Source organism: Thalassospira sp., from assembly GCF_048059015.1.
Classification (GTDB): Bacteria; Pseudomonadota; Alphaproteobacteria; order Rhodospirillales; family Thalassospiraceae; genus Thalassospira.
Window position 1 is genome coordinate 60,948 of the sequence record NZ_JBLLNT010000012.1, and the last position, 22,690, is coordinate 83,637.

The 22,690-nt window shown below is 53.8% G+C and carries 9 protein-coding genes; 6 read left to right on the plus strand and 3 right to left on the minus strand.

Annotated elements, in window-relative coordinates; genetic code table 11:
- Positions 1 to 11 precede the first annotated feature (11 nt).
- The 3 genes from nosZ to ACMZ66_RS15990 are packed head-to-tail and all read right to left on the minus strand — an operon-like array spanning position 12 to position 4,609.
- Positions 12 to 1,961, minus strand: coding sequence for a TAT-dependent nitrous-oxide reductase (gene nosZ / locus ACMZ66_RS15980; protein WP_416938575.1), 1,950 nt, complete (start codon positions 1,959 to 1,961; stop codon positions 12 to 14).
- The gene (locus ACMZ66_RS15985) at positions 1,958 to 4,225 is read right to left on the minus strand and encodes a 4Fe-4S binding protein (protein ID WP_416938577.1); all 2,268 of its coding nucleotides are present in this window, start codon (positions 4,223 to 4,225) and stop codon (positions 1,958 to 1,960) included. The genes nosZ and ACMZ66_RS15985 overlap by 4 nt, the downstream gene beginning before the upstream one ends.
- A gap of 3 nt (positions 4,226 to 4,228) precedes the next feature.
- Entirely contained in the window at positions 4,229 to 4,609 is a 381-nt protein-coding gene (locus ACMZ66_RS15990) for a hypothetical protein (protein ID WP_416938578.1), read from the minus strand.
- 639 nt (positions 4,610 to 5,248) lie between these two features.
- On the opposite strand from ACMZ66_RS15990, the gene ACMZ66_RS15995 reads away from it, so the two are divergent.
- The 6 genes from ACMZ66_RS15995 to ACMZ66_RS16020 all read left to right on the plus strand — a co-directional run bounded on the left by ACMZ66_RS15995 (position 5,249) and on the right by ACMZ66_RS16020 (position 22,690).
- A complete protein-coding gene (locus ACMZ66_RS15995; RefSeq protein ID WP_416938580.1) occupies positions 5,249 to 12,778 on the plus strand; it encodes an Ig-like domain-containing protein in 7,530 nt (2,509 codons plus the stop codon).
- A gap of 193 nt (positions 12,779 to 12,971) precedes the next feature.
- Positions 12,972 to 15,149 (plus strand): type I secretion system permease/ATPase, encoded by a 2,178-nt coding sequence (locus ACMZ66_RS16000; RefSeq protein ID WP_416938582.1) that lies wholly within the window; start codon positions 12,972 to 12,974, stop codon positions 15,147 to 15,149.
- Positions 15,133 to 16,581 carry an HlyD family type I secretion periplasmic adaptor subunit gene (locus tag ACMZ66_RS16005; RefSeq protein WP_416938584.1) on the plus strand — a complete coding sequence of 483 codons (1,449 nt, stop codon included), beginning with the start codon at positions 15,133 to 15,135 and terminating at the stop codon, positions 16,579 to 16,581. The genes ACMZ66_RS16000 and ACMZ66_RS16005 overlap by 17 nt, the downstream gene beginning before the upstream one ends.
- A gap of 548 nt (positions 16,582 to 17,129) precedes the next feature.
- A complete protein-coding gene (locus ACMZ66_RS16010) occupies positions 17,130 to 17,786 on the plus strand; it encodes an ImuA family protein (protein ID WP_416938585.1) in 657 nt (218 codons plus the stop codon).
- Positions 17,787 to 17,802: 16 nt separating this feature from the next.
- Positions 17,803 to 19,383, plus strand: a complete 1,581-nt coding sequence (locus ACMZ66_RS16015) for a Y-family DNA polymerase (RefSeq protein ID WP_416938587.1) — start codon at positions 17,803 to 17,805, stop codon at positions 19,381 to 19,383.
- Positions 19,384 to 19,387: 4 nt separating this feature from the next.
- Complete coding sequence (locus ACMZ66_RS16020) at positions 19,388 to 22,690, plus strand: error-prone DNA polymerase (RefSeq protein WP_416938589.1); 3,303 nt, start codon at positions 19,388 to 19,390, stop codon at positions 22,688 to 22,690.

Genomic DNA, 22,690 nt, shown 5'->3' on the forward strand with positions numbered 1-22,690 from the left:
AACATCATAGGTTAGCTCCGTGGTTCAACGAACATACGGCCGCGCATTTCCATGTGCAGGGCATGACAGAACCACTGGCAGTAGTACCAGTAGACACCTGGCTTGGATGCGACGAAGGTTGCCGAAGCTGTCGCTTGCGGGCCGACCTCAAAAGCAACGCCATGGTCCCCCATGGTGAAGCCGTGCGTCAGGTCGTCGATATCGTCCATGTTGGTGACGATAACGGTGACTTCATCCCCTTCCTTGACCGTAAAGGACTCAAGGCTAAATGTCGGGGCCGAAGAACTCATATAGACTCGAACCTTGTTGCCATCTCTGACAACGGTCTCTGTCCAGTCATCGATGTCGACACCATCTGCTTCGGCCTGTTCGCGGGTTTTGGCCCACATTGGATCCTGACGGTCCCAGACACTGAGCGGGTTGACAACAGAACGGTGAACTATGATTGAATCATGAGGTTCTGCAAATGTGGGGCCGTCATGCATCAGGACGAGATCATCACCCTGCATTGAGAAGAGCTGTTCGTTCTCCGGTTTCAATGGTCCGACATTCAGGAAGCGATCCTTGGAAAACTTGTTCATTGAAATGAACCATTTCCCGTCTGCTTCCAGCGTTTCGCCCATCGAGGTGGAGTTGTGACCCGGTTGGTAATGGACATCGACTTTCTTGATGATCGGATCGATTTTTTCGCCAGCATAGGCACGCACGGCTTTGTCGATGTTCCATTTGACCACCTGGCTGTCGAGGAACAGGGTGGTCAATGCGTTGCCCTGTCCGTCAAACGCGGTATGTAGCGGACCAAGACCCAATTCCGGTTCAGCGACAACGGCTGAACGCGGTTCGGCGCCGTCATAGAACACGGCATCAAGCTTGGTGACATCAATGACGGAAACAGTCGGGGACAGTTTGCCAGCGATACAAAGGTGCTTCTTATCCGGGGCCATGTTGCAGCCATGCGGGCTGTTGGGGACCGGAATGTATCGGGTGTAGTTCTTGTTCTTGCCTTTGCGGCCGTCGATGACCTTGACGCCATTGAGTTCGATGTAATCGCCTGCCGCGATGCCTTTTTCGATTTCCTTGATGTTAAAGACAACAACGTGATCAAGCTCGGATGCGGTCATTTCCGCAAGGTTCATCCCCATTTCCGAGTTGTAGCTGGTTGAAAAAGCGTATTTGCCTTCATAGTCGGCATCGGTGTTATCGAGGTTGCCCGATACCATGACCTGCCAGGCAACCTGCATTTCATCGGCGTCGATCGCGGTATAGAAGTTCACATACTGTGACGGATCGTCGAGGACCTTTCCGTCATTGACCATTGGCGTTTCATCTTCGCCGTTGGCAAAGACGTAATTGGTGCGCGGCCATTTTTGCGGGCGCAGGCCGTGAATGGCTTTGGCGTTCGGGATTTCAAGGATCTTGTCGGCCTTCATGACATCACAACGGACACGTGCGACGCGTGTATTGGCCTTGTCATTCATGAACAGGAAACGGCCGTCATACTTGCCTTCGGTAAAGGACATATGAACGTGGTGAAGGTCGCCGTTGTCGTGGATTTTCTTGCCGTTGGCGGCGAGAAAATCCTTGGTTTTCGGCAGCATGTTCTCGGTGAGAACATTCAGGCTTTCATTGGTCTGGCCCCAACCGGTTGCCGAGCAACGGTTGAAAACCGGTACGCGCATCAGTTCACGCATGGATGGTATGCCCAGGATGCGCATTTCGCCCGTCTGCCCCGACGACCAGAAGCCGTAATATTCATCAAGCTGACCGGGGGCAAGGCTCGCCTCAGTCCCGGTTGAAGCTTGGGCGCTGCCAATCGAAAAAGCTGAAGCAGCACCGGTTGCACCGCCGACCATTGCCAGACGTGCGGCACCTGCCGCACCGGCAAAAGCAGCACCACCAGCGGCAACGCCGAAAAGATCACGTCGGGTGATCCCGGGTTTGGATTTTTTGTCAGACATCATGACTTCTCCTTGAGATTTTGCTTGGTCGTCCGGGTCCGGTTCAGCGCTTTTTGTGCGCCTTCCATGCTCGCCAAGAGGTTTTCTTGCCGCTTGAGTTTCTTGATCACGACCGGACAAATTTTTTCGCTTTGATACAGCACCTGACAGTGAAGGCAGTTGTGACACTCGTTGGGGTTGATTTCTCCTGTGGGGTGGATGGCTTGCACCATGCATTCATGCGCGCAGCTCTGGCAGGGACTGCCGCATTCCTTGTAGCGTTTGAGCCAGTCAAACATGCGCATACGCGCCGGGATCGCGAGGGCCGCGCCCAACGGGCACAGATACCGGCAATAGAACCGTTCGACGAAAAGCCCGGCGCCAAGAAGGACAAGCGCGTAAAGAACAAACGGCCAAGCACGATCAAATTTGAGGATGATGGCGGTCTTGAAAGGTTCGACCTCGGCGAGCTTTTCTGCCTGATCAATGGAGGCCAGCATGGTGCCGAAAAGACCAAGAAAGATGATGTATTTCACCGCCCACAGCCGTTCATGCAGTCCCCATGGCAGTGTCCATTGCGGCACGTGGAAGAATTTGGCAATCCGGTTGGTCAGTTCCTGAAGGGCGCCAAACGGACACAGCCAGCCGCAATAGGCGCCACGACCCCAGAAAATCAGGGCAGCAGCAACAGAAAACCACAAGATGAAAGTTAGCGGATCAAGCAGGAAGGCTTCCCAGGTAAAGCCGGTCACCAGGGAATTTGTCAGCGCCATGAGGTTGACGACGGAAAGCTGCGCATTGGCGTACCAGCCAAGGAACACCAGCGTGACCGTCAGGAACAAAATTCGGAACCAGAAGGTAAATTTTGCAGAACGTGTCAGGAAGTTCTGGAAGAAGAACGCTGCTGTAAGGATAAGCAACATAATGCTAAGCACGACAATCTCGATGGTTTTGTCGCGCCAGATCCGTTGCCAAAGGGCTGTTTTGGCAGCTTGCTCGTCATTCTCTATTTCGGCGTTTACTGAGGGATCTGCTTTGGATACAGGAGGGGTAATCTTGGTGAGGTAGCTTGCAGGCGGTTGCCAGCCGATATCAAAGGTCGTGTAGAGGCGCTCAATCGCACCGATATCACGGTGAACAAGAAGTTCGATACGCCACGGTTTTGTCGGATCAAAGCCGCTTTCTGCCGGGACCTTGAAGATATCCATTTCTTTGAGTTGCGGAGCTCCATCGGCCATGATGTCTCCGACACGGCGATGATTGCGGTCACGGAAACGGACCGACATATCGCCCTGGATAAGCTGTATACGATCAAACAAACCGCCACGAACATATCCTGATCCCTTGAAGGAATACTGTCCGCGGGCCGTAACCAGAATGGCTTCTTCGCCATCCTTGAGCCATGCTTTCAGATTGTTGTAGCCGCGCTCGCCGAGTGTTGCCTTGCCAATCGCGGGAATACTGGCAAGTGTTACATACATGTCGATGAATGTTTCTTCGCCGGGCGCTTCAATGGGACGATCAAGCGCCCTTGGATCATCCATTGCGGCAAACGCTTCATTCACCTGACCGACATCAAGTGACATGCGGCGAACTGTCCCATCTCCAACCAGCGTGAACCAGTTTTCCGGGGCCGTGGCATTTGATTTGATTTCAAATTTGGGTGCGTTTGAGGTTTCCGGGGGGCTCAACCCAGCCAGCCCGAGCATGCGTGCGACCTTGATGCCCGAACGCAGGATTGAGTCATCAATGACCATGATGGTAACGGTCGCACCGGAAATAATGTTCAGGTCATGGTCAGAATTTCGTGTCGCGGCAGCCAGATCAAAGCCGACATATCCTGCGGTTAGTGCTTCTATACGTTCTTCAGGGATGCCAATCAGAACAATTGGTTCGGAATGTTTGACCAGTTTGACGCCGATGATCCGGGCATTTGAGTCAACAGCGACCATGGCATGGATCGGCTTGCCGGAATAACCGGTGGTACCGACAAAATCCGAGGTGATAAAGGCCCAGCCGACTTGCTCACCGTTCTTGAGGACGGGTGCCACAGGCACATCATTTTGAATCTGGCCATAGCCTTCTGCACCCTCGACCAGTGATGTGGCGGGGACCTTGTCAATGAACTGTGCCAGTACAGGTTTGGTTTGTGCATTTGCGGGGAAAACGCACAACATCAAGGAAAAAGTAAAAACGACAATCAGGACCGGAAGCCATAATAGGCTACAGATCGGTCGGTGCACGTGGGGTGTCGTCTGAGGACGGCGTGGCAGAAGTGACGTATTCATGAGTCAAACCTTGTGCGGAGGCGCGCGCGCCGTCGCAGGTGCAATGCGAGATGCATCTGTGTGGTCGAATGACGGGGGAATGATCTTCTGGATGGCGATGCGGTCGAGTGCGATTGCGCAAAGAGTGTCGGGAAGTTTGAATACAGACCCGGTCAGACAGTGCGCGCAATTCGGGCAAGCACATTCGACAGGTTCGGGTACTTTGTTCCCATTCTGGTCGATCAAAATCGTTGTGGTGCTCTGGTCACCGCTACAGATTGTAATCGCGATTAGGTCAGTGCCTGCAAAATGCTTCGCCGTCTGGGAAAAAGACTGACCAGCTGCTGTTCCTGTCAGAGACAGTGCAATCAGAAGAGACAGAAATGTGCGAAGCATTTTTTCCATAATGCTTCTCATATTTCATTGTGGGTTCTGAATTCTTGATAGTGGTCAAGTGGGAAGGAGCCTGGCTACTTACCAGTCGATTGCGGGGAACCTGTTAATGTTGAGCTTGGTTCAGGTTGCTTGCTTCAAAAATAATGGAGTAAGCGTTATCTCAGAGAACGCCGCAAAGTCGGGTGAGATAAATGTCAGCTTTTCTGTCAATTCTGCAGCTTTTTGTCAGCTTATGTGTCAATTGATGTCAACTTATCTGGCAATCGGAAATGCCAAGTTGTTGATTTCGCTGTATGTCGAATGTCAGCTTTTGTGGCACGTGACAGTCATATTATATGACAATTTACCCTGGTAGCTTTTCCCAATATCCCAATCATCATACTTTAAGTCTGAGTGTACCCCGGTTGCTTGTCATAATTCGGGGTTATGGTGCCTTGGTATTTCTGTTGCGGGAACTATTAAGGCAATCAGAATGCCTTGCTGTTTCGAGTTCAATCTTATATTAAAATATAAGATTGAATATCATTTCTTGTATTCAAGCTATAATAGAAAAATCATTGGAAAACAGAATAGGCAGCCACTAATCTCTAACGAAATTGGCTAGTTCGCATTGGGCAGAACTGGCATTTTTCCCCGAAGGAGCTTGTTGTGGCTGCTGAAAATGATTCCTTTGACGTAAACGCCAACCGTACGACGGTCATTTTGGCCTCCGAGCTTTTGGCCAATGACAATGGTGCGGTGAGCATCAGTTCAGTTCAGTCATCTGAGTATGGGGCAGTGTCGCTTGATGGTGACGGCAATGTGCTGTTCACGCCGAATGCGGATTACTATGGCCCTGCGATCTTCAGCTATACGGCTGACGATGGAGCAGGGAACAGCAGCACAGCGACTGTGACGATTGATGTGAAGGCGACGCTTGCGGATGCGCAGGCAGCTGGGCGCCCGCAGGTTTACGGGGCTTGGGATACGACTGCGATGCAGAATGGCACGCACGTTGTGACCTGGATGACGACGACCGGTGATATTCGCGGGCGTGTTTACCGAGCTGATGGAACGACGCTTAGTCAGGAGCTGGCGATTTCCCAAAGTATGCCAGATGACGCTGTTTGGCACCGTGTTGAAGCCTTGGCAGATGGCGGGTTTGTTGTTGTTGCGCAAGGTGAACAGCAAGGCGGCCATACGATGTTGCGCCGTTTTGATGCTTATGGTCGTCCGGTCGGTACGTGGAAAGAGCTTTCGGCCGAGAATGTTGTTGATGAGTTGCCAGAGATCATAGCCCTTCAGGATGGGGGATATGTGGTCGTCGCTCAGGTTGACGATGGTTCGGGAGGCGGCGGCTACAACACCTACGGGCGTCGCTATGATGTTTCCGGTAATGCCACGAGTGACCTGTTTGAGATAGCGACCAGTGCTGACAGCGAGACGATTGCCAACGGGGTCGAGCTTGAAGATGGCCGTTTGATGTTGTTCAGCCTGGTTACGGTTGGTCAGTCGCGAGAGATGAAAGCACGTCTGTTCAGCGGTACGGGGTATCCGCTTGGAACCGACAGCTACTCGATGTTCTATGAGCCGATCCGGCAATATCCGTCATCGCTTGACCGATATTACGAAGTTAACCCGCTACGGCTAGCAGATGGCCGGATCGCAGTTGCAACGCACGGAAAGCTGTTTGTCTATAGCATGGGTGCGGGTGACACAATTGTCGAAGACCTTCAGATCAATCTTGAGGTGGGTACTGACGAGCATGTTCTGTCCTCAGACTTGATTGCGCTGTCTGACGGTGGGGTGTTCGTGCTGTACACGAATGGTACGGAAGGACGCGTTTACGGTCAGCGTTATGACGCGTCTGGTAACCCGGTCATGGGTCAGGTTGACTTTGAAGATCTGGGTTATGGCGATGAATACAATGTAACGATTGAGGCTGCTGCTGATGGTGGTGCGTTCATCTTCTATGAATATCGGACAGCGAACGGTACCCGTATTGTAGACAAGGTACATGTGGACAGTCAGGTGACGGGCGACACTGTTGGGCCAGCCCAGTACCAAGAAGTGAACTCAGCTTACGGTGATTCAATTGAGATAGCGGCGAACCGTACGACGGTCATTCTGGCGTCCGAGCTTTTGGCCAATGACAATGGTGCGGTGAGCATCAGTTCTGTCCAGTCTGCTGGATACGGAACAGTGTCGCTTGATGGTGACGGCAATGTGCTGTTCACGCCGAATGCGGATTACTATGGCCCTGCGATCTTCAGCTATACGGCTGACGATGGAGCAGGGAACAGCAGCACAGCGACTGTGACGATTGATGTGAAGGCGACGCTTGCGGATGCGCAGGCAGCTGGGCGCCCGCAGGTTTACGGGGCTTGGGATACGACTGCGATGCAGAATGGCACGCACGTTGTGACCTGGATGACGACGACCGGTGATATTCGCGGGCGTGTTTACCGAGCTGATGGAACGACGCTTAGTCAGGAGCTGGCGATTTCCCAAAGTATGCCAGATGACGCTGTTTGGCACCGTGTTGAAGCCTTGGCAGATGGCGGGTTTGTTGTTGTTGCGCAAGGTGAACAGCAAGGCGGCCATACGATGTTGCGCCGTTTTGATGCTTATGGTCGTCCGGTCGGTACGTGGAAAGAGCTTTCGGCCGAGAATGTTGTTGATGAGTCGCCAGAGATCATAGCCCTTCAGGATGGGGGATATGTGGTCGTCGCTCAGGTTGACGATGGTTCGGGAGGCGGCGGCTACAACACCTACGGGCGTCGCTATGATGTTTCCGGTAATGCCACGAGTGACCTGTTTGAGATAGCGACCAGTGCTGACAGCGAGACGATTGCCAACGGGGTCGAGCTTGAAGATGGCCGTTTGATGTTGTTCAGCCTGGTTACGGTTGGTCAGTCGCGAGAGATGAAAGCACGTCTGTTCAGCGGTACGGGGTATCCGCTTGGAACCGACAGCTACTCGATGTTCTATGAGCCGATCCGGCAATATCCGTCATCGCTTGACCGATATTACGAAGTTAACCCGCTACGGCTAGCAGATGGCCGGATCGCAGTTGCAACGCACGGAAAGCTGTTTGTCTATAGCATGGGTGCGGGTGACACAATTGTCGAAGACCTTCAGATCAATCTTGAGGTGGGTACTGACGAGCATGTTCTGTCCTCAGACTTGATTGCGCTGTCTGACGGTGGGGTGTTCGTGCTGTACACGAATGGTACGGAAGGACGCGTTTACGGTCAGCGTTATGACGCGTCTGGTAACCCGGTCATGGGTCAGGTTGACTTTGAAGATCTGGGTTATGGCGATGAATACAATGTAACGATTGAGGCTGCTGCTGATGGTGGTGCGTTCATCTTCTATGAATATCGGACAGCGAACGGTACCCGTATTGTAGACAAGGTACATGTGGACAGTCAGGTGACGGGCGACACTGTTGGGCCAGCCCAGTACCAAGAAGTGAACTCAGCTTACGGTGATTCAATTGAGATAGCGGCGAACCGTACGACGGTCATTCTGGCGTCCGAGCTTTTGGCCAATGACAATGGTGCGGTGAGCATCAGTTCTGTCCAGTCTGCTGGATACGGAACAGTGTCGCTTGATGGTGACGGCAATGTGCTGTTCACGCCGAATGCGGATTACTATGGCCCTGCGATCTTCAGCTATACGGCTGACGATGGAGCAGGGAACAGCAGCACAGCGACTGTGACGATTGATGTGAAGGCGACGCTTGCGGATGCGCAGGCAGCTGGGCGCCCGCAGGTTTACGGGGCTTGGGATACGACTGCGATGCAGAATGGCACGCACGTTGTGACCTGGATGACGACGACCGGTGATATTCGCGGGCGTGTTTACCGAGCTGATGGAACGACGCTTAGTCAGGAGCTGGCGATTTCCCAAAGTATGCCAGATGACGCTGTTTGGCACCGTGTTGAAGCCTTGGCAGATGGCGGGTTTGTTGTTGTTGCGCAAGGTGAACAGCAAGGCGGCCATACGATGTTGCGCCGTTTTGATGCTTATGGTCGTCCGGTCGGTACGTGGAAAGAGCTTTCGGCCGAGAATGTTGTTGATGAGTCGCCAGAGATCATAGCCCTTCAGGATGGGGGATATGTGGTCGTCGCTCAGGTTGACGATGGTTCGGGAGGCGGCGGCTACAACACCTACGGGCGTCGCTATGATGTTTCCGGTAATGCCACGAGTGACCTGTTTGAGATAGCGACCAGTGCTGACAGCGAGACGATTGCCAACGGGGTCGAGCTTGAAGATGGCCGTTTGATGTTGTTCAGCCTGGTTACGGTTGGTCAGTCGCGAGAGATGAAAGCACGTCTGTTCAGCGGTACGGGGTATCCGCTTGGAACCGACAGCTACTCGATGTTCTATGAGCCGATCCGGCAATATCCGTCATCGCTTGACCGATATTACGAAGTTAACCCGCTACGGCTAGCAGATGGCCGGATCGCAGTTGCAACGCACGGAAAGCTGTTTGTCTATAGCATGGGTGCGGGTGACACAATTGTCGAAGACCTTCAGATCAATCTTGAGGTGGATACTGACGAGCATGTTCTGTCCTCAGACTTGATTGCGCTGTCTGACGGTGGGGTGTTCGTGCTGTACACGAATGGTACGGAAGGACGCGTTTACGGTCAGCGTTATGACGCGTCTGGTAACCCGGTCATGGGTCAGGTTGACTTTGAAGATCTGGGCTATGGCGATGAATACAATGTAACGATTGAGGCTGCTGCTGATGGTGGTGCGTTCATCTTCTATGAATATCGGACAGCGAACGGTACCCGTATTGTAGACAAGGTACATGTGGACAGTCAGGTGACGGGCGACACCGTCGGACCAGCCCAGTTCGAAGAAACTAGTGTATTTACATACAGTGATTCAATTGAGATAGCGGCGAACCGTACGACGGTTATTCTGGCGTCCGAGCTTTTGGCCAATGACAATGGTGCGGTGAGCATCAGTTCTGTCCAGTCTGCTGGATACGGAACAGTGTCGCTTGATGGTGACGGCAATGTGCTGTTCACGCCGAATGCGGATTACTATGGCCCTGCGATCTTCAGCTATACGGCTGACGATGGAGCAGGGAACAGCAGCACAGCGACCGTGACGATTGATGTAAAGGCGACGCTTGCGGATGCGCAGATCGTGGGCTTCCCGCAAGGATATGGTAGCTGGGATACAACGACACTCTCCGACGGATCGAAGATCGTCAGCTGGATGAAGTTTCCCGGTGGCGGCATTCGCGGTCGCAAGTTTAATGCTGATGGCGATAGTGTGGGTCAGGAACTTGCTCTGTCGATGGACATGCCCGATAGCGCGACATGGCATCGTATTGAAGCACTTGCGGGTGGTGGATTTGTTGTCGTGGTGCAGGGAACAGCACTCGGTGGCCATACAATGGCACGTCGATTTAACGACAATGGGCAACCGGTTGGCGTCTGGAAAGACTTGTCGATTGATGAGACGGTCGATCAGTCCCCGGAGATCATCGCCCTGCAGGATGGTGGTTATGTCGTGGTGACGCAGGTGGATGATGGACCCCTTGCAGGGGATTACAACACCTATGGTCGTCGTTTTGATGAGAACGGCAATGCGACCAGCGCGTTGTTTGAGATTCAGACAGGGTCATCTGACGAAACCGTTGCCAATGGAATTGAGCTTGAAGATGGCCGTTTGATGTTGTTCAGCCTGGTTACGGTTGGTCAGTCGCGCGAGATCAAGGCACGTCTGTTCAGCGGAACGGGGTATCCGTTGGGAAGTGACAGCACGACGGTGTTCTACGACGCGACACCTGAATACAACTTGGGTGATCGTTATTACGAGATGGATCCAGTGCGCCTTCCGGATGGTCGTATCGCTCTTGCGACCGGTGGCAAGGTGTATGTTTACAGCACCGGCCCGAACGACACGATAGTTGAAGACTTCCATGTCGAGCTTGACGTTGGAGATCAGGGCTACATGGTGTCGTCGGACATCGTTGCCCTTTCGGACGGCGGTGTGTTTGTGGTGTATAGCGGCAAGCTCGGCGGTCAGGTCTACGGCCAGCGTTATGATGCAGCCGGTAACCCTGTCATGGGGCTGGTTGACTTTGAAGAGCTGGGCTATGGCAATGAATACAATGTAACGATCGAAGCCGCCGCTGATGGTGGTGCCTATCTCTACTATGAGTTCGTCTCTGAGGGCGATGTGCGCCGTGTCGAGACGGTGCATGTTGATAGCAACGTGACAGGTACAACAGTCGGTCCGGCGCAGTTCGATACGGTTGACGTGGCTTATGGAGATGCAGTCGAGATAGCGGCGAACCGTACGACGGTTATTCTGGCGTCCGAGCTTTTGGCCAATGACAATGGTGCGGTGAGCATCAGTTCTGTCCAGTCTGCTGGATACGGAACAGTGTCGCTTGATGGTGACGGCAATGTGCTGTTCACGCCGAATGCGGATTACTATGGCCCTGCGATCTTCAGCTATACGGCTGACGATGGAGCAGGGAACAGCAGCACAGCGACCGTGACGATTGATGTAAAGGCGACGCTTGCGGATGCGCAGATCGTGGGCTTCCCGCAAGGATATGGTAGCTGGGATACAACGACACTCTCCGACGGATCGAAGATCGTCAGCTGGATGAAGTTCCCCGGTGGCGGCATTCGCGGTCGCAAGTTTAATGCTGATGGCGATAGTGTGGGTCAGGAACTTGCTCTGTCGATGGACATGCCCGATAGCGCGACATGGCATCGTATTGAAGCACTTGCGGGTGGTGGATTTGTTGTCGTGGTGCAGGGAACAGCACTCGGTGGCCATACAATGGCACGTCGATTTAACGACAATGGGCAACCGGTTGGCGTCTGGAAAGACTTGTCGATTGATGAGACGGTCGATCAGTCCCCGGAGATCATCGCCCTGCAGGATGGTGGTTATGTCGTGGTGACGCAGGTGGATGATGGACCCCTTGCAGGGGATTACAACACCTATGGTCGTCGTTTTGATGAGAACGGCAATGCGACCAGCGCGTTGTTTGAGATTCAGACAGGGTCATCTGACGAAACCGTTGCCAATGGAATTGAGCTTGAAGATGGCCGTTTGATGTTGTTCAGCCTGGTTACGGTTGGTCAGTCGCGCGAGATCAAGGCACGTCTGTTCAGCGGAACGGGGTATCCGTTGGGAAGTGACAGCACGACGGTGTTCTACGACGCGACACCTGAATACAACTTGGGTGATCGTTATTACGAGATGGATCCAGTGCGCCTTCCGGATGGTCGTATCGCTCTTGCGACCGGTGGCAAGGTGTATGTTTACAGCACCGGCCCAAACGACACGATAGTTGAAGACTTCCATGTCGAGCTTGACGTTGGAGATCAGGGCTACATGGTGTCGTCGGACATCGTTGCCCTTTCGGACGGCGGTGTGTTTGTGGTGTATAGCGGCAAGCTCGGCGGTCAGGTCTACGGCCAGCGTTATGATGCAGCCGGTAACCCTGTCATGGGGCTGGTTGACTTTGAAGAGCTGGGCTATGGCAATGAATACAATGTAACGATCGAAGCCGCCGCTGATGGTGGTGCCTATCTCTACTATGAGTTCGTCTCTGAGGGCGATGTGCGCCGTGTCGAGACGGTGCATGTTGATAGCAACGTGACAGGTACAACAGTCGGTCCGGCACAGTTCGATACGGTTGATGTGGCTGCCGCAACGGTTGGAAACGATGTGCTTATTGGCAGCGCTGTTGACGATAGTCTCGGCGGTTCAACAGGAAATGACATCCTCGACGGGAAATCCGGAAATGACACACTTTCTGGCGGTGATGGCGCCGATACCTTCGTGTTCGGTCGCGGATCGGATCATGATGTGATTGCTGACGCAGAGGCCGCGGATACCGTTTCTCTTCAGTCTGACGTGACAGCAAATGACGTTTGGCTGTTCCAGCAAGGTGATGATCTGGTGATCCAGTTGCTTGGTTCTCAGGACAGCCTTACCGTTGCGGACTGGTATGCGCCAGCAGCTCAGCAGGTTGGCGAGATCGAAGTTGCGGGTAGTACGCTGGACGCGACCAATGTTCAAAACCTTGTCGATGCCATGTCTGTCTTTGGCATCAATGATGTTGCCGCAGACAGTCTGGATCACAACAGTACCGAGTTCCAGAACGCACAAGCGGTAATTGCTGCAAACTGGCAGAGCAGCTAATCAACAAAGGCGGACCGGGCGCGATTTGTTGCCCTGTCCGCTAGCACCTTCATAAGAATATGAAATCTGTGATTTCAAAGGTGTAAATGTTCTAATTTAATCAATCTTTAATTGCTACCATCTGTAGCCTTGTGGTTAATACCTGATAGTGCGCAGACGCAGGGGGCTTCTGCGTTGAAGGTGGGGAATTCTTTTGCAGGAAGCAATCGAGGAAAACCGACCAGAGGATCAGAAACCCAAGGATAGTGGTCTTCTGGCGCTGGTCACGATTTTGCGCTTTTTCAATCTGCCTGCGGATGCAGAGCAGATCCGTCATCAGTTTGGCAAACCCGGCGCGCTTTTCGCGATCGAGGATTTGCAGCTTGCCGCCAAGCGACTGAAACTGAAATCCCGCATTGTTCAGTCGGGTTGGGAGCGCCTTTCCAAAACAAATCTTCCCGCCATTGCCGAAATCAAAAATGGCAGCTTTGTCATCGTTGCCAAAATCGATGCTGATCAAGGAAAAGTCCTTGTTCAGGACCCGATTGTCGGGCGTGCGGTTGCTGTCGATAAGGCCGAGTTTGAAGAAAAGTGGTCCGGACGGTTGTTGCTGGCAACACGCCGTGCCGCGATCCTTGGGCAGGGTGGCAAGTTTGATATTTCCTGGTTCGTCGCGGCCCTGTCGAAATATCGCCGTATCTTCATTGAAGTCCTGATTGCGTCCTTCTTCCTGCAGCTCTTTGCCCTGATCTCTCCGCTGTTTTTCCAGGTGGTGATCGATAAGGTTCTGGTCCATCGCGGTCTTACGACGCTTGATGTGCTAGTCTTTGGGCTGCTTGTGGTGTCGGTGTTTGAGGTGCTGCTTGGTACCCTTCGAACATATATCTTCTCGCACACCACCAATCGGGTAGATGTCGAACTTGGCGCACGGCTGTTCAGACATTTGCTGTCGCTGCCAATGGGGTATTTTCAGGCACGTCAGGTCGGGCAAAGTGTTGCGCGCGTGCGTGAACTTGAGAGCATTCGAAACTTCATTACGGGGTCTGCTCTGACCCTTGTGATCGATCTGTTTTTCACCATCGTGTTCTTTGCGGTGATGTGGCATTTTAGCCCGCTTCTGACCATGATCGTTCTGGGATCCATCCCGTTCTTTGTCATTCTTGCCTTTGTCGTGACCCCAATCCTGCGTCGACGACTGGATGAAAAGTTCCAGCGTGGGGCAGAAAATCAGGCCTTTCTGGTCGAGAGTGTTACCGGGGTTGAAACGCTCAAGGCACTGGCGGTCGAGCCGCAAATGCAACGCCGCTGGGAAGAACAGCTTGCGGGTTACGTGCATTCAAGCTTCAAGACCGCAAACCTTGGCAATGTCGCAGGACAGCTCACACAACTGATTTCCAAAATCACCACGGTCCTAACCCTGTATTTCGGCGCAACCGCAGTCGTTGGAGGAGACATGACTGTCGGGCAACTTGTAGCATTCAATATGCTAGCCGGACGCGTGACCGGACCGATCTTGCGCCTCGCACAGCTTTGGAATGATTTCCAGCAGGCGCGGATCTCGATCGATCGTTTGGGCGACATTCTTAATTCACCAACTGAACCAACCTATAACCCGAACCGTTCAACGCTGAATGACATCAAGGGTGACATCAAATTTGATCTGGTCACCTTCCGCTATCGTCCGGACGGTCCTGAAATCCTGCGCCGGGTGGACCTGTCCATCAAGGCTGGTGAGGTCGTTGGCATTGTCGGGCCAAGCGGATCGGGTAAAAGCACGCTGACCAAACTGGTGCAGCGTATGTATGTGCCTGAAAGTGGCCGTGTGCTTGTTGACGGGATTGATCTTTCGATGGTCGATACGGCTTGGCTGCGGCGTCAGGTCGGTGTGGTGTTGCAGGAAAACATCCTGTTTAACCGATCACTTCGTGAAAACATTGCCCTGTCTGATCCCGGTATGCCGATGGAGCGTGTGATCGAGGCCGCAAAATTGGCCGGCGCCCACGAATTCATACTTTCGTTGTCAGACGGGTATGACACCAAAATTGGCGAGCGCGGCTCAAACCTGTCGGGCGGGCAGCGCCAACGCGTGGCGATTGCCCGCGCGCTTGTGAATAATCCACGCATCCTGATCTTTGATGAAGCCACCAGTGCGCTGGATTATGAATCTGAAAAGATTATTCAGGAAAACATGCGCCGCATTTGTAAGGGCCGCACGGTTCTGATCATTGCCCATCGTCTGGCTGCGGTGCGCGATGCGGATCGCATTATCACGGTCGAAGCCGGTCAGGTGATTGAAGACGGCACCCATGATGAGCTTCTTCGCAATGGCGGGCGTTACGCCAAGCTGTATCAATTGCAGGCAGGGACGGTAAGCGATGTCGCTGCGCAATAAGATTGAAGAGCTTTATGCGCGCACCAAGGAAACCTGTGGTGCGACCTACGCCAAACTCCTCGAACGTTTCCCGCGTCTGAACCCGAATTCGGATCAGGCAAAGTCACGTCGCTCGGCCGAGGAGCGGGAATTCCTGCCTGCCGCGATTGAGATTATGGAAACACCTGCCAACCCGATTGGTCGGACTGTGGCCCTGTCGCTTGCAGGGTTCTTTACCATTGCACTGGCTTGGGCCGTGATTGGCGAGGTCGATGTGGTTGCCGTGGCGCAGGGGCGGCTTGTGCCGACGGGCGGGGTCAAACAAATCCAGCCGCTTGAGATCGGAACTGTACGCGCCATTCATGTGCGTGATGGGCAGCATGTTGAGGCCGGTGATTTGCTGATCGAGCTGGATCCGACCGAAAGCGAAGCGGACAAGGGGCAGTTGTTGCATGAACGTGATGCCGCAGCCCTTGATATCGCGCGGCTTAAAACCTTCCTTGAGGGTCTGGATCGCCGGGAAATTCCGGCATTGCCCAAGCACGCGGCACTCAATGACGAAATCCTGCAAACGGCAGAACAAAAACTGCGAAGCGATCTTGCGGCTTTCTTTGCAAAGCTTGCCGCAACGGACGCCGAGGCGGCAAAACTTCGCGCAGAACGCGCGTCAATCAATGCCGAAATTGCCAAAAGTCGTGAGCTCCTGCCGCTTCTGGTCGAACGCGAAGGTTCGCTTTCAGGCCTCGTCTCCGACGGGATCAGCACCAAGCCGGTCTGGCTTGAGGTCAAGCAGCAGCTGATCGAAACCAAAAGCAATCTCGAGATTTACCGCAATCGCCTCGAAGAAGCCGATGCCTCGATCATGGCGGCCGAGAAGGACCGGGAAAATCTGATCGCGCAGACCAAGCAGCAAACGCTTGAGGAGTTGCTTGAAGCCCGCAACAAATTCCAGACAGCTGTCATCACGCTCCGTAAAGCCGAAAGCCGCGAAGACCGCCATCAATTGCGCGCCCCGGTCAGCGGCACGATCCAGCAATTGGCGGTTCATACCGTGCGCGGCGTTGTTTCGCCTGCTGAAAGCTTGATGGTGGTGGTGCCCGATGATGTAGAGCTCGAAGCGGTTGCCAAGGTGCAAAACAAGGATGCCGGTTTTGTCGCGACAGATCAGGAAGCGGTGATCAAGATCGACAGCTTCCCCTTCACCCGCTACGGCAAGATTGACGGAAAGGTCAAAAGCATCTCGCGCGACGCCATTCAGGATGAAGATTTGGGGTTAGTCTACGAAGTTCGGGCGACCCTCAAAGCTTCCGAAATCTTCGCCGACGGCCGGATGGTCAAACTCACACCGGGAATGACGGCCTCGGTCGAGGTGAAAACCGGGAAACGACGGATTATTGAGTTCCTGTTATCGCCCGTTATGAAGTACGGAGATGAGGCGCTCAGGGAGAGGTAAGTCTCCTAGAGCAAAGTGGGTTTCCATCTAGAAACGCTGCAAATTCAGAAATTGTCAGCTTTTCTGTCAATCCTGCAGCTTTTTGTCAGCTTATATGTCAATTGATGTCAACTTATCTGGCAATTGAAAATGCTAAGACATTGATTTTGCCGCATGTCGAATGTCAGCTTTTGTGGCACGTGACACCAAGGTAAATTGTCATATTATATGACAATTTACCTTGGTAGCTTTTCCCAATATCCCAATCATCATACTTTAAGTCTGAGTGTACCCCGGTTGCTTGTCATAATTCGGGGTTATGCCTCAAAGATGTTCAGTGGGCTTTGCTTCGTTCTAACGAGGTTGGTTTTGGGGGCATTCCCTGTTTGATATCGGGACGTGTTCCCTTCGGCTTTTGATTTGACTCTCCAGCGCGTCGTTCCTAAATAAGAACAAATGGTGAACATATGGCGTGTTTGAGCATGATGTTGGCAGAGCGGTTCGTGGAGGCCCGGGATGTTTTGGCGCGGGCGGAGAAATCTTATCGGCGGAATGCGGGGTGTTTGGCGGTGGCGTCAAACACGGTGCTTTGCCGTGCGTTTGGTGGGCTGTCGCTTTCGCGAAACGTCAGTATTGGCGGGATTGCGTCTGTCGGGTTGCATGAAGTGATTTGTGCTCATGACGGGGCGGGGGCATCGGTGCTGGCGTGGTATTTGGCGAATCTCACGGTGGATGCCGGGATGGAACAAGTCGAAAGCAAGCCGGTTTTCTGGGTTCGTCAGCGCAAGGCGATTGATCAGGGGCGGTTTTATCATCTGGCTTTGCCCGCCAGTGCATCGGGGGATGCCGTGCCTTTGATGATGACGGTGGATCAACAGGAAAAGGCCCTTTGGGCCTGTGAGGAGGCAGCCAAATCCGGGCAGATTGCATCGATCATTCTCGAAACCACGGATTACAGCCTGACCGCAGCACGGCGTTTGCAGCTGGCATGTGAAGGGGCTGGAACGCGCATGATTGTTTTGCGGCGCGGGTCTACCTCCGGGCGGTTGATGCCATCAAGTGCGCTGACGCGCTGGAAGATTGAGCCTGCATTGGATGCAGCGCAGGACATGACAGGGAATATTCATCATCTCAGCCTGATCGGGGGACGCGGGGTTCGACCGGGAAGCTGGAAAGTCAAAATCGATGCAACAACGTTTTCTTTATCTGTGGTTGACCCACTGTAAAACCGACTGCCACCGCATGAGCCAGAGGGCAGGCGCATCCAAACCTGACCGCCCCCGCGACGTTGACAGCAAGGTGGTGGCTGAGACCAAAGCCCATGCCATGGAAGACATCCCGCATGTGATTACCCGTGCCGATCATAAGGGTGTTTTGGTTTGTGGACTGAATGCCGCTGCCCAAAAGGCCGGGTTGCAAGGGGCGATGCGTCTTTCGGATGCGCGTAGCATCCTGCCCGATCTGCAAAACACGCCCGAGGATCATGACCTGTTCCAAACCCATCTGGCGCGCCTGATCCGGGTGATGGATCGTTATAGCCCGTGGGTGGCCCCGGATCGGGATTTGAAGGAACACGGGTTTGATGGGGATGCCGGGTTGTGGCTTGAAATCACCGGCGGCAGTCATTTGTTTGGCGGTGAAAATGCCATGATCGGCCAGATCCTGCGCGATATGAAAACCCGTGGATATGGCGCGCGCATCGCCATTGCCGATACGGCAGGGGCAGCATGGGCCGCCGCACGATGTCATCCGGGAAAACCGTCCGAGCGCATTTTATCCTTGCCAGCCGATCATGGTTTAGCGGCCGGATTTCCCGTGTCATCACTGCGCTTGTCTGATGACATCATCGCTCTGTTGTCACGGCTTGGTTTGAAGCAGTTGGGCGATATCACCCATCTGCCGCGTGCCAACATCACCACCCGTTTGGGGCCGGATGTGCTGCATCGGCTGGATCAGTTTTATGGCCGTTTGCCCGAGCATCTGAATTTTGAGCTGCCCGATGATCCGTGGCTGATTCGGCAAAGCTTTGGCGAACCACTGGGCGATGCCGCCAATCTGGCCCATGCGATTGAAAGCATGATGGTGGATCTATGCGCAAAGCTGCGTGCAGATAATCTGGGCTTGCGGCGGTTGATCGTGCGTTCCATCCGCGTAGATGGTCATGCCCATACCATCACCACAACCACCGGCACACCCTGTCAGTCCGAAGCCCATATTCTGCGGCTGTTGGCGGAAAAGATGCCCGGTGTTGATACCGGTTTTGGGATTGAGCAGGTGATCATTTATGCCCCCTGGGTAGAGCATGTTGCCTTTCGCCAGGTTCGTCTGGATCGTCAGCAAGACAGCCATAGCGATAATGTCGCCCTGGCCGAGCTTCTTGATCGCATCAGCCATCATTTGGGGCCAAAGGATATTCTGTATCGTCCGGCCCATGATGCCAGCCATTTGCCAGAACTTGCCGCCATTCGCCAGTCACCAACCGGACCCGCAAAGCCGGCCCGGATCAAAGATGTGTCCCTGCCACGGCGACCGGTCCGGCTGATTGATCCGCCCGAGCCGGTTGATGTGGTGGAAAGAAGCCCCAGTGGATCGCCGAGCAAGCTGCGTTGGCGCAGAATGCTGATCGAGGTTCTCCGTGCCGAGGGGCCTGAGCGGATTTGCCCGGAATGGTGGGGACATCTTGATCGCGATAACTATGCCCTGTCGCATTTAACCCGCGATTATTTCCGAATATGTGATCAGAAAGGCCGGATGTTGTGGCTGTTTCGAAGCGGCCATGCCGGGCAGGATATCTGGTCGGTGCATGGCTTGTTTGCCGGGTAATGTCATGAGTAAACAAACCAACATTACTGATCATCCGCCCTATGCCGAGTTGCATGTCAGCAGCAATTTTTCATTCCTGCGCGGCGCATCCCATGCCGAGGAATTGGTGCTGACCGCGGCGACCAAGGGCCTTCATGCGATTGCAATCACCGATCACAATACGCTTGCCGGTGTGGTACGCGGCCATACCGCCCATCGCAATTATGCAGATCGCCTCAATTACATTGTCGGCTGTCGGCTTGATCCGATGGATGGGCCATCGCTGCTGTGTTACCCGACCGATCGGTTGGCCTATGCGCGGTTGTGTCGGTTGCTGACCCTTGGCAAGCGCCGCGCGCCCAAGGGATCGTGCGAGATTTATGTCTCTGACATCATCGCTCATAGCGACGGTTTGTTGTTCATTGCCGTGCCACCACAGGTGCCCGATGAGGCCTTTCGGGCCGAGCTGATCCGCCTGAAACCGCATTTTGACGGGCGGCTTTGGCTGTCGGTCGGGCGGTTCATGGACGGGTTCGATAGCGAGCGGTTGGCATTTGCCGAGATGGTCGAAGCCGAACTTGGCATTCCGGTCGTGGTGACCAATGACGTGCATATGCATCTTAGGTCGCGCAAACCCTTGCAGGATGTCCTGACCTGTATCCGTCACCACTGCACGATTGAAGACGCAGGATATCGTTTGTTTCCCAATGGCGAGCGACACATCAAATCACCGCGTGAAATGGTGCGCCTGTTTCCCGATCATCCCCATTGGCTGGCGCGAACTGTGGAGATTGCTGATCAATGCAGATTTAGCCTTGATGAGCTCCGCTATGAATATCCTGATGAAAATGACGGAACCGGCGAAGGAACCCAGGAACGTTTGATCCGCCTGACATGGGAGGGGGCCCATAAACGTTATCCCGAAGGTGTGCCTGATAAGGTCAAAAACCTGATTGAGACCGAGCTTAAACTGATCGACGAGTTGGGCTATGCGCCCTATTTCCTGACGGTGCATGATATTGTTGCCTTTGCCAGATCCAAGGGGATTTTGTGTCAGGGGCGCGGGTCGGCGGCCAATTCATCGGTCTGTTTTTGTTTGCATGTGACCTCGGTCGATCCGGCGAAGGTGGAGCTTTTGTTCTCGCGATTCATCAGTAATGCGCGGAATGAGCCGCCCGACATTGACGTTGATTTCGAACATGAACGCCGCGAAGAAGTCATTCAGTTCATCTATGAACGTTATGGCCGCGAGCGGGCCGGGTTGACCGCGACGGTGATTTCATATCGGTCGCGCAGTGCCATTCGCGATGTTGGCAAGGTGTTTGGCCTTTCTGAGGACACCATCGTCAAACTGACCAAAACCATCTGGGGATCGAGCAGCAAGGGCGCGCATGACACCATGATGCGCCAATCGGGCATTCATCCCGATGAGCCACGCCTTAAGGCCGTTTTGGATATTGCGGGGGAACTGACCGGTTTCCCGCGTCATTTGTCACAACATGTTGGCGGGTTTGTCATTACTCGTGGGGCGCTTTGTGAGTTGTCCCCGATTGCCAATGCGGCAATGGCGGACCGCACGACAATTGAATGGGACAAGGATGACATTGATGCGCTGGGTATCTTGAAGGTCGATATCCTTGCCCTTGGTATGCTGACCTGCATCCGTAAGGCACTGGACGAGCTGCGCACGCACAAGAACATCAATTACGATCTGGCAACCTTGCCCAAGGAAGATCCGGCGACCTATCGCATGCTGGCCAAGGCTGACAGTATTGGCACTTTTCAGGTAGAATCGCGCGCGCAAATGAGCATGCTACCGCGCTTAAAACCGCAAAGCATTTACGATCTGACCATTCAGGTCGCGATTGTTCGCCCTGGCCCGATTCAGGGGGGGATGGTTCATCCGTTTTTGCAGCGGCGCATGGGGCGCGAAAAGGTCGATTATCCGTCCAGGGAACTTGAAGCCGTTTTAAAGCGCACCTGTGGTGTGCCGCTGTTTCAGGAACAGGCGATGCAGATCGCCATGGTAGCCGCAGGCTATTCCGGGGGCGAGGCCGATAATCTTCGTCGTGCCATGGCAACGTTTAAGCGCACCGGCACCATTGGCGAACATCGCGACAAATTCATCAACGGGATGTTGGGTAACGGCTATGACATGGATTTTGCCGAACGCTGCTTCAAGCAGATCGAAGGCTTTGCTGATTACGGGTTCCCCGAAAGCCACGCAGCAAGCTTTGCCATTCTCGCCTATGCGTCATCCTGGCTGAAATGCCATCACCCGGATGTGTTTTTATGCGCACTTTTGAACTCTCAACCGATGGGATTTTATGCGCCAGCACAATTGGTCAATGATGCGCGCAATCACGGGGTGCGCGTGCTTGAAGTCGATATCAATCACAGCTTCTGGGACAATCAGCTTGAACGTGAGTTGGGCCGTGCGGCGGGATATCATTCGGTGCGTCTGGGCTTTCGCCAGATCAAAGGGTTTGGCGAGCTTGATGCTTTGGCGCTGATTTCCAATCGACCAGCTGGCGGGTTTCAGGATGTGTATTTGATGGCACGTCAGACCGGACTTAGCCCGTCGACGCTTGAAAAACTGGCGGAGGCAGATGCGTTCGGATCGCTTGGTTTGTCACGGCGTGAAGCGCTTTGGGCAGTGCGTCGGTTTGGCAAGGGGCGCAAGGCACCAGAAGCCTTGCCGCTGTTTGAAGCGGCCCAGAACTTTAACCACAATATGGGTGTTTCGGCCGAATTTGGCGCCGAAGCCCCGGTCAATTTGCCGATCATGGGGCCAGGCGAAGAAATTATCGAAGATTACGCAAGTCTGCGGTTATCGCTTAAGGGGCATCCAATGGCGATGTTGCGTGATGCGCTTGGCGCGTCGGGGATTTGTCGCGCAAGTGACCTTGCCAATGTGCGTGACGGGGATCGTTTGACCCATGCAGGATTGGCGATTGTTCGCCAACGTCCGGGCACGGCATCAGGCGTTGTTTTCATCACGCTTGAGGATGAAACGGGCATCACCAATCTGGTGGTCTGGAGCAAGGTGATGGAAAAATATCGCCGCGAAGTCATGACGGCAACCGTGCTTGGTGTGAGTGGTAAGCTGCAACGCGAAGATGGCGTAACCCATATTATTGCCGACAAACTGGTTGATCTGACCGGAATGCTGCAAGGCCTGACAGACAACACCAAAATTGCCCGTAGCAATCATAATCACCCTCGCAATCTGCGTTGGGCAAACGGGTTGGATAGTTTGGGGCAATCAAGCTCTTCCAAGCCGCAAAAAAGCACGCGACTTAAAATCGATAGTCATGATTTTCATTAA

Bases quoted from the DNA above. Each gene is read 5' to 3' on its own strand.
- nosZ (WP_416938575.1), bottom strand. From the start codon at position 1,961: ATGATGTCTGACAAAAAATCCAAACCCGGGATCACCCGACGTGATCTT.
- ACMZ66_RS15985 (WP_416938577.1), bottom strand. From the start codon at position 4,225: ATGAATACGTCACTTCTGCCACGCCGTCCTCAGACGACACCCCACGTG.
- ACMZ66_RS15990 (WP_416938578.1), bottom strand. From the start codon at position 4,609: ATGGAAAAAATGCTTCGCACATTTCTGTCTCTTCTGATTGCACTGTCT.
- ACMZ66_RS16005 (WP_416938584.1), top strand. From the start codon at position 15,133: ATGTCGCTGCGCAATAAGATTGAAGAGCTTTATGCGCGCACCAAGGAA.
- ACMZ66_RS16015 (WP_416938587.1), top strand. From the start codon at position 17,803: ATGAGCCAGAGGGCAGGCGCATCCAAACCTGACCGCCCCCGCGACGTT.
- ACMZ66_RS16020 (WP_416938589.1), top strand. From the start codon at position 19,388: ATGAGTAAACAAACCAACATTACTGATCATCCGCCCTATGCCGAGTTG.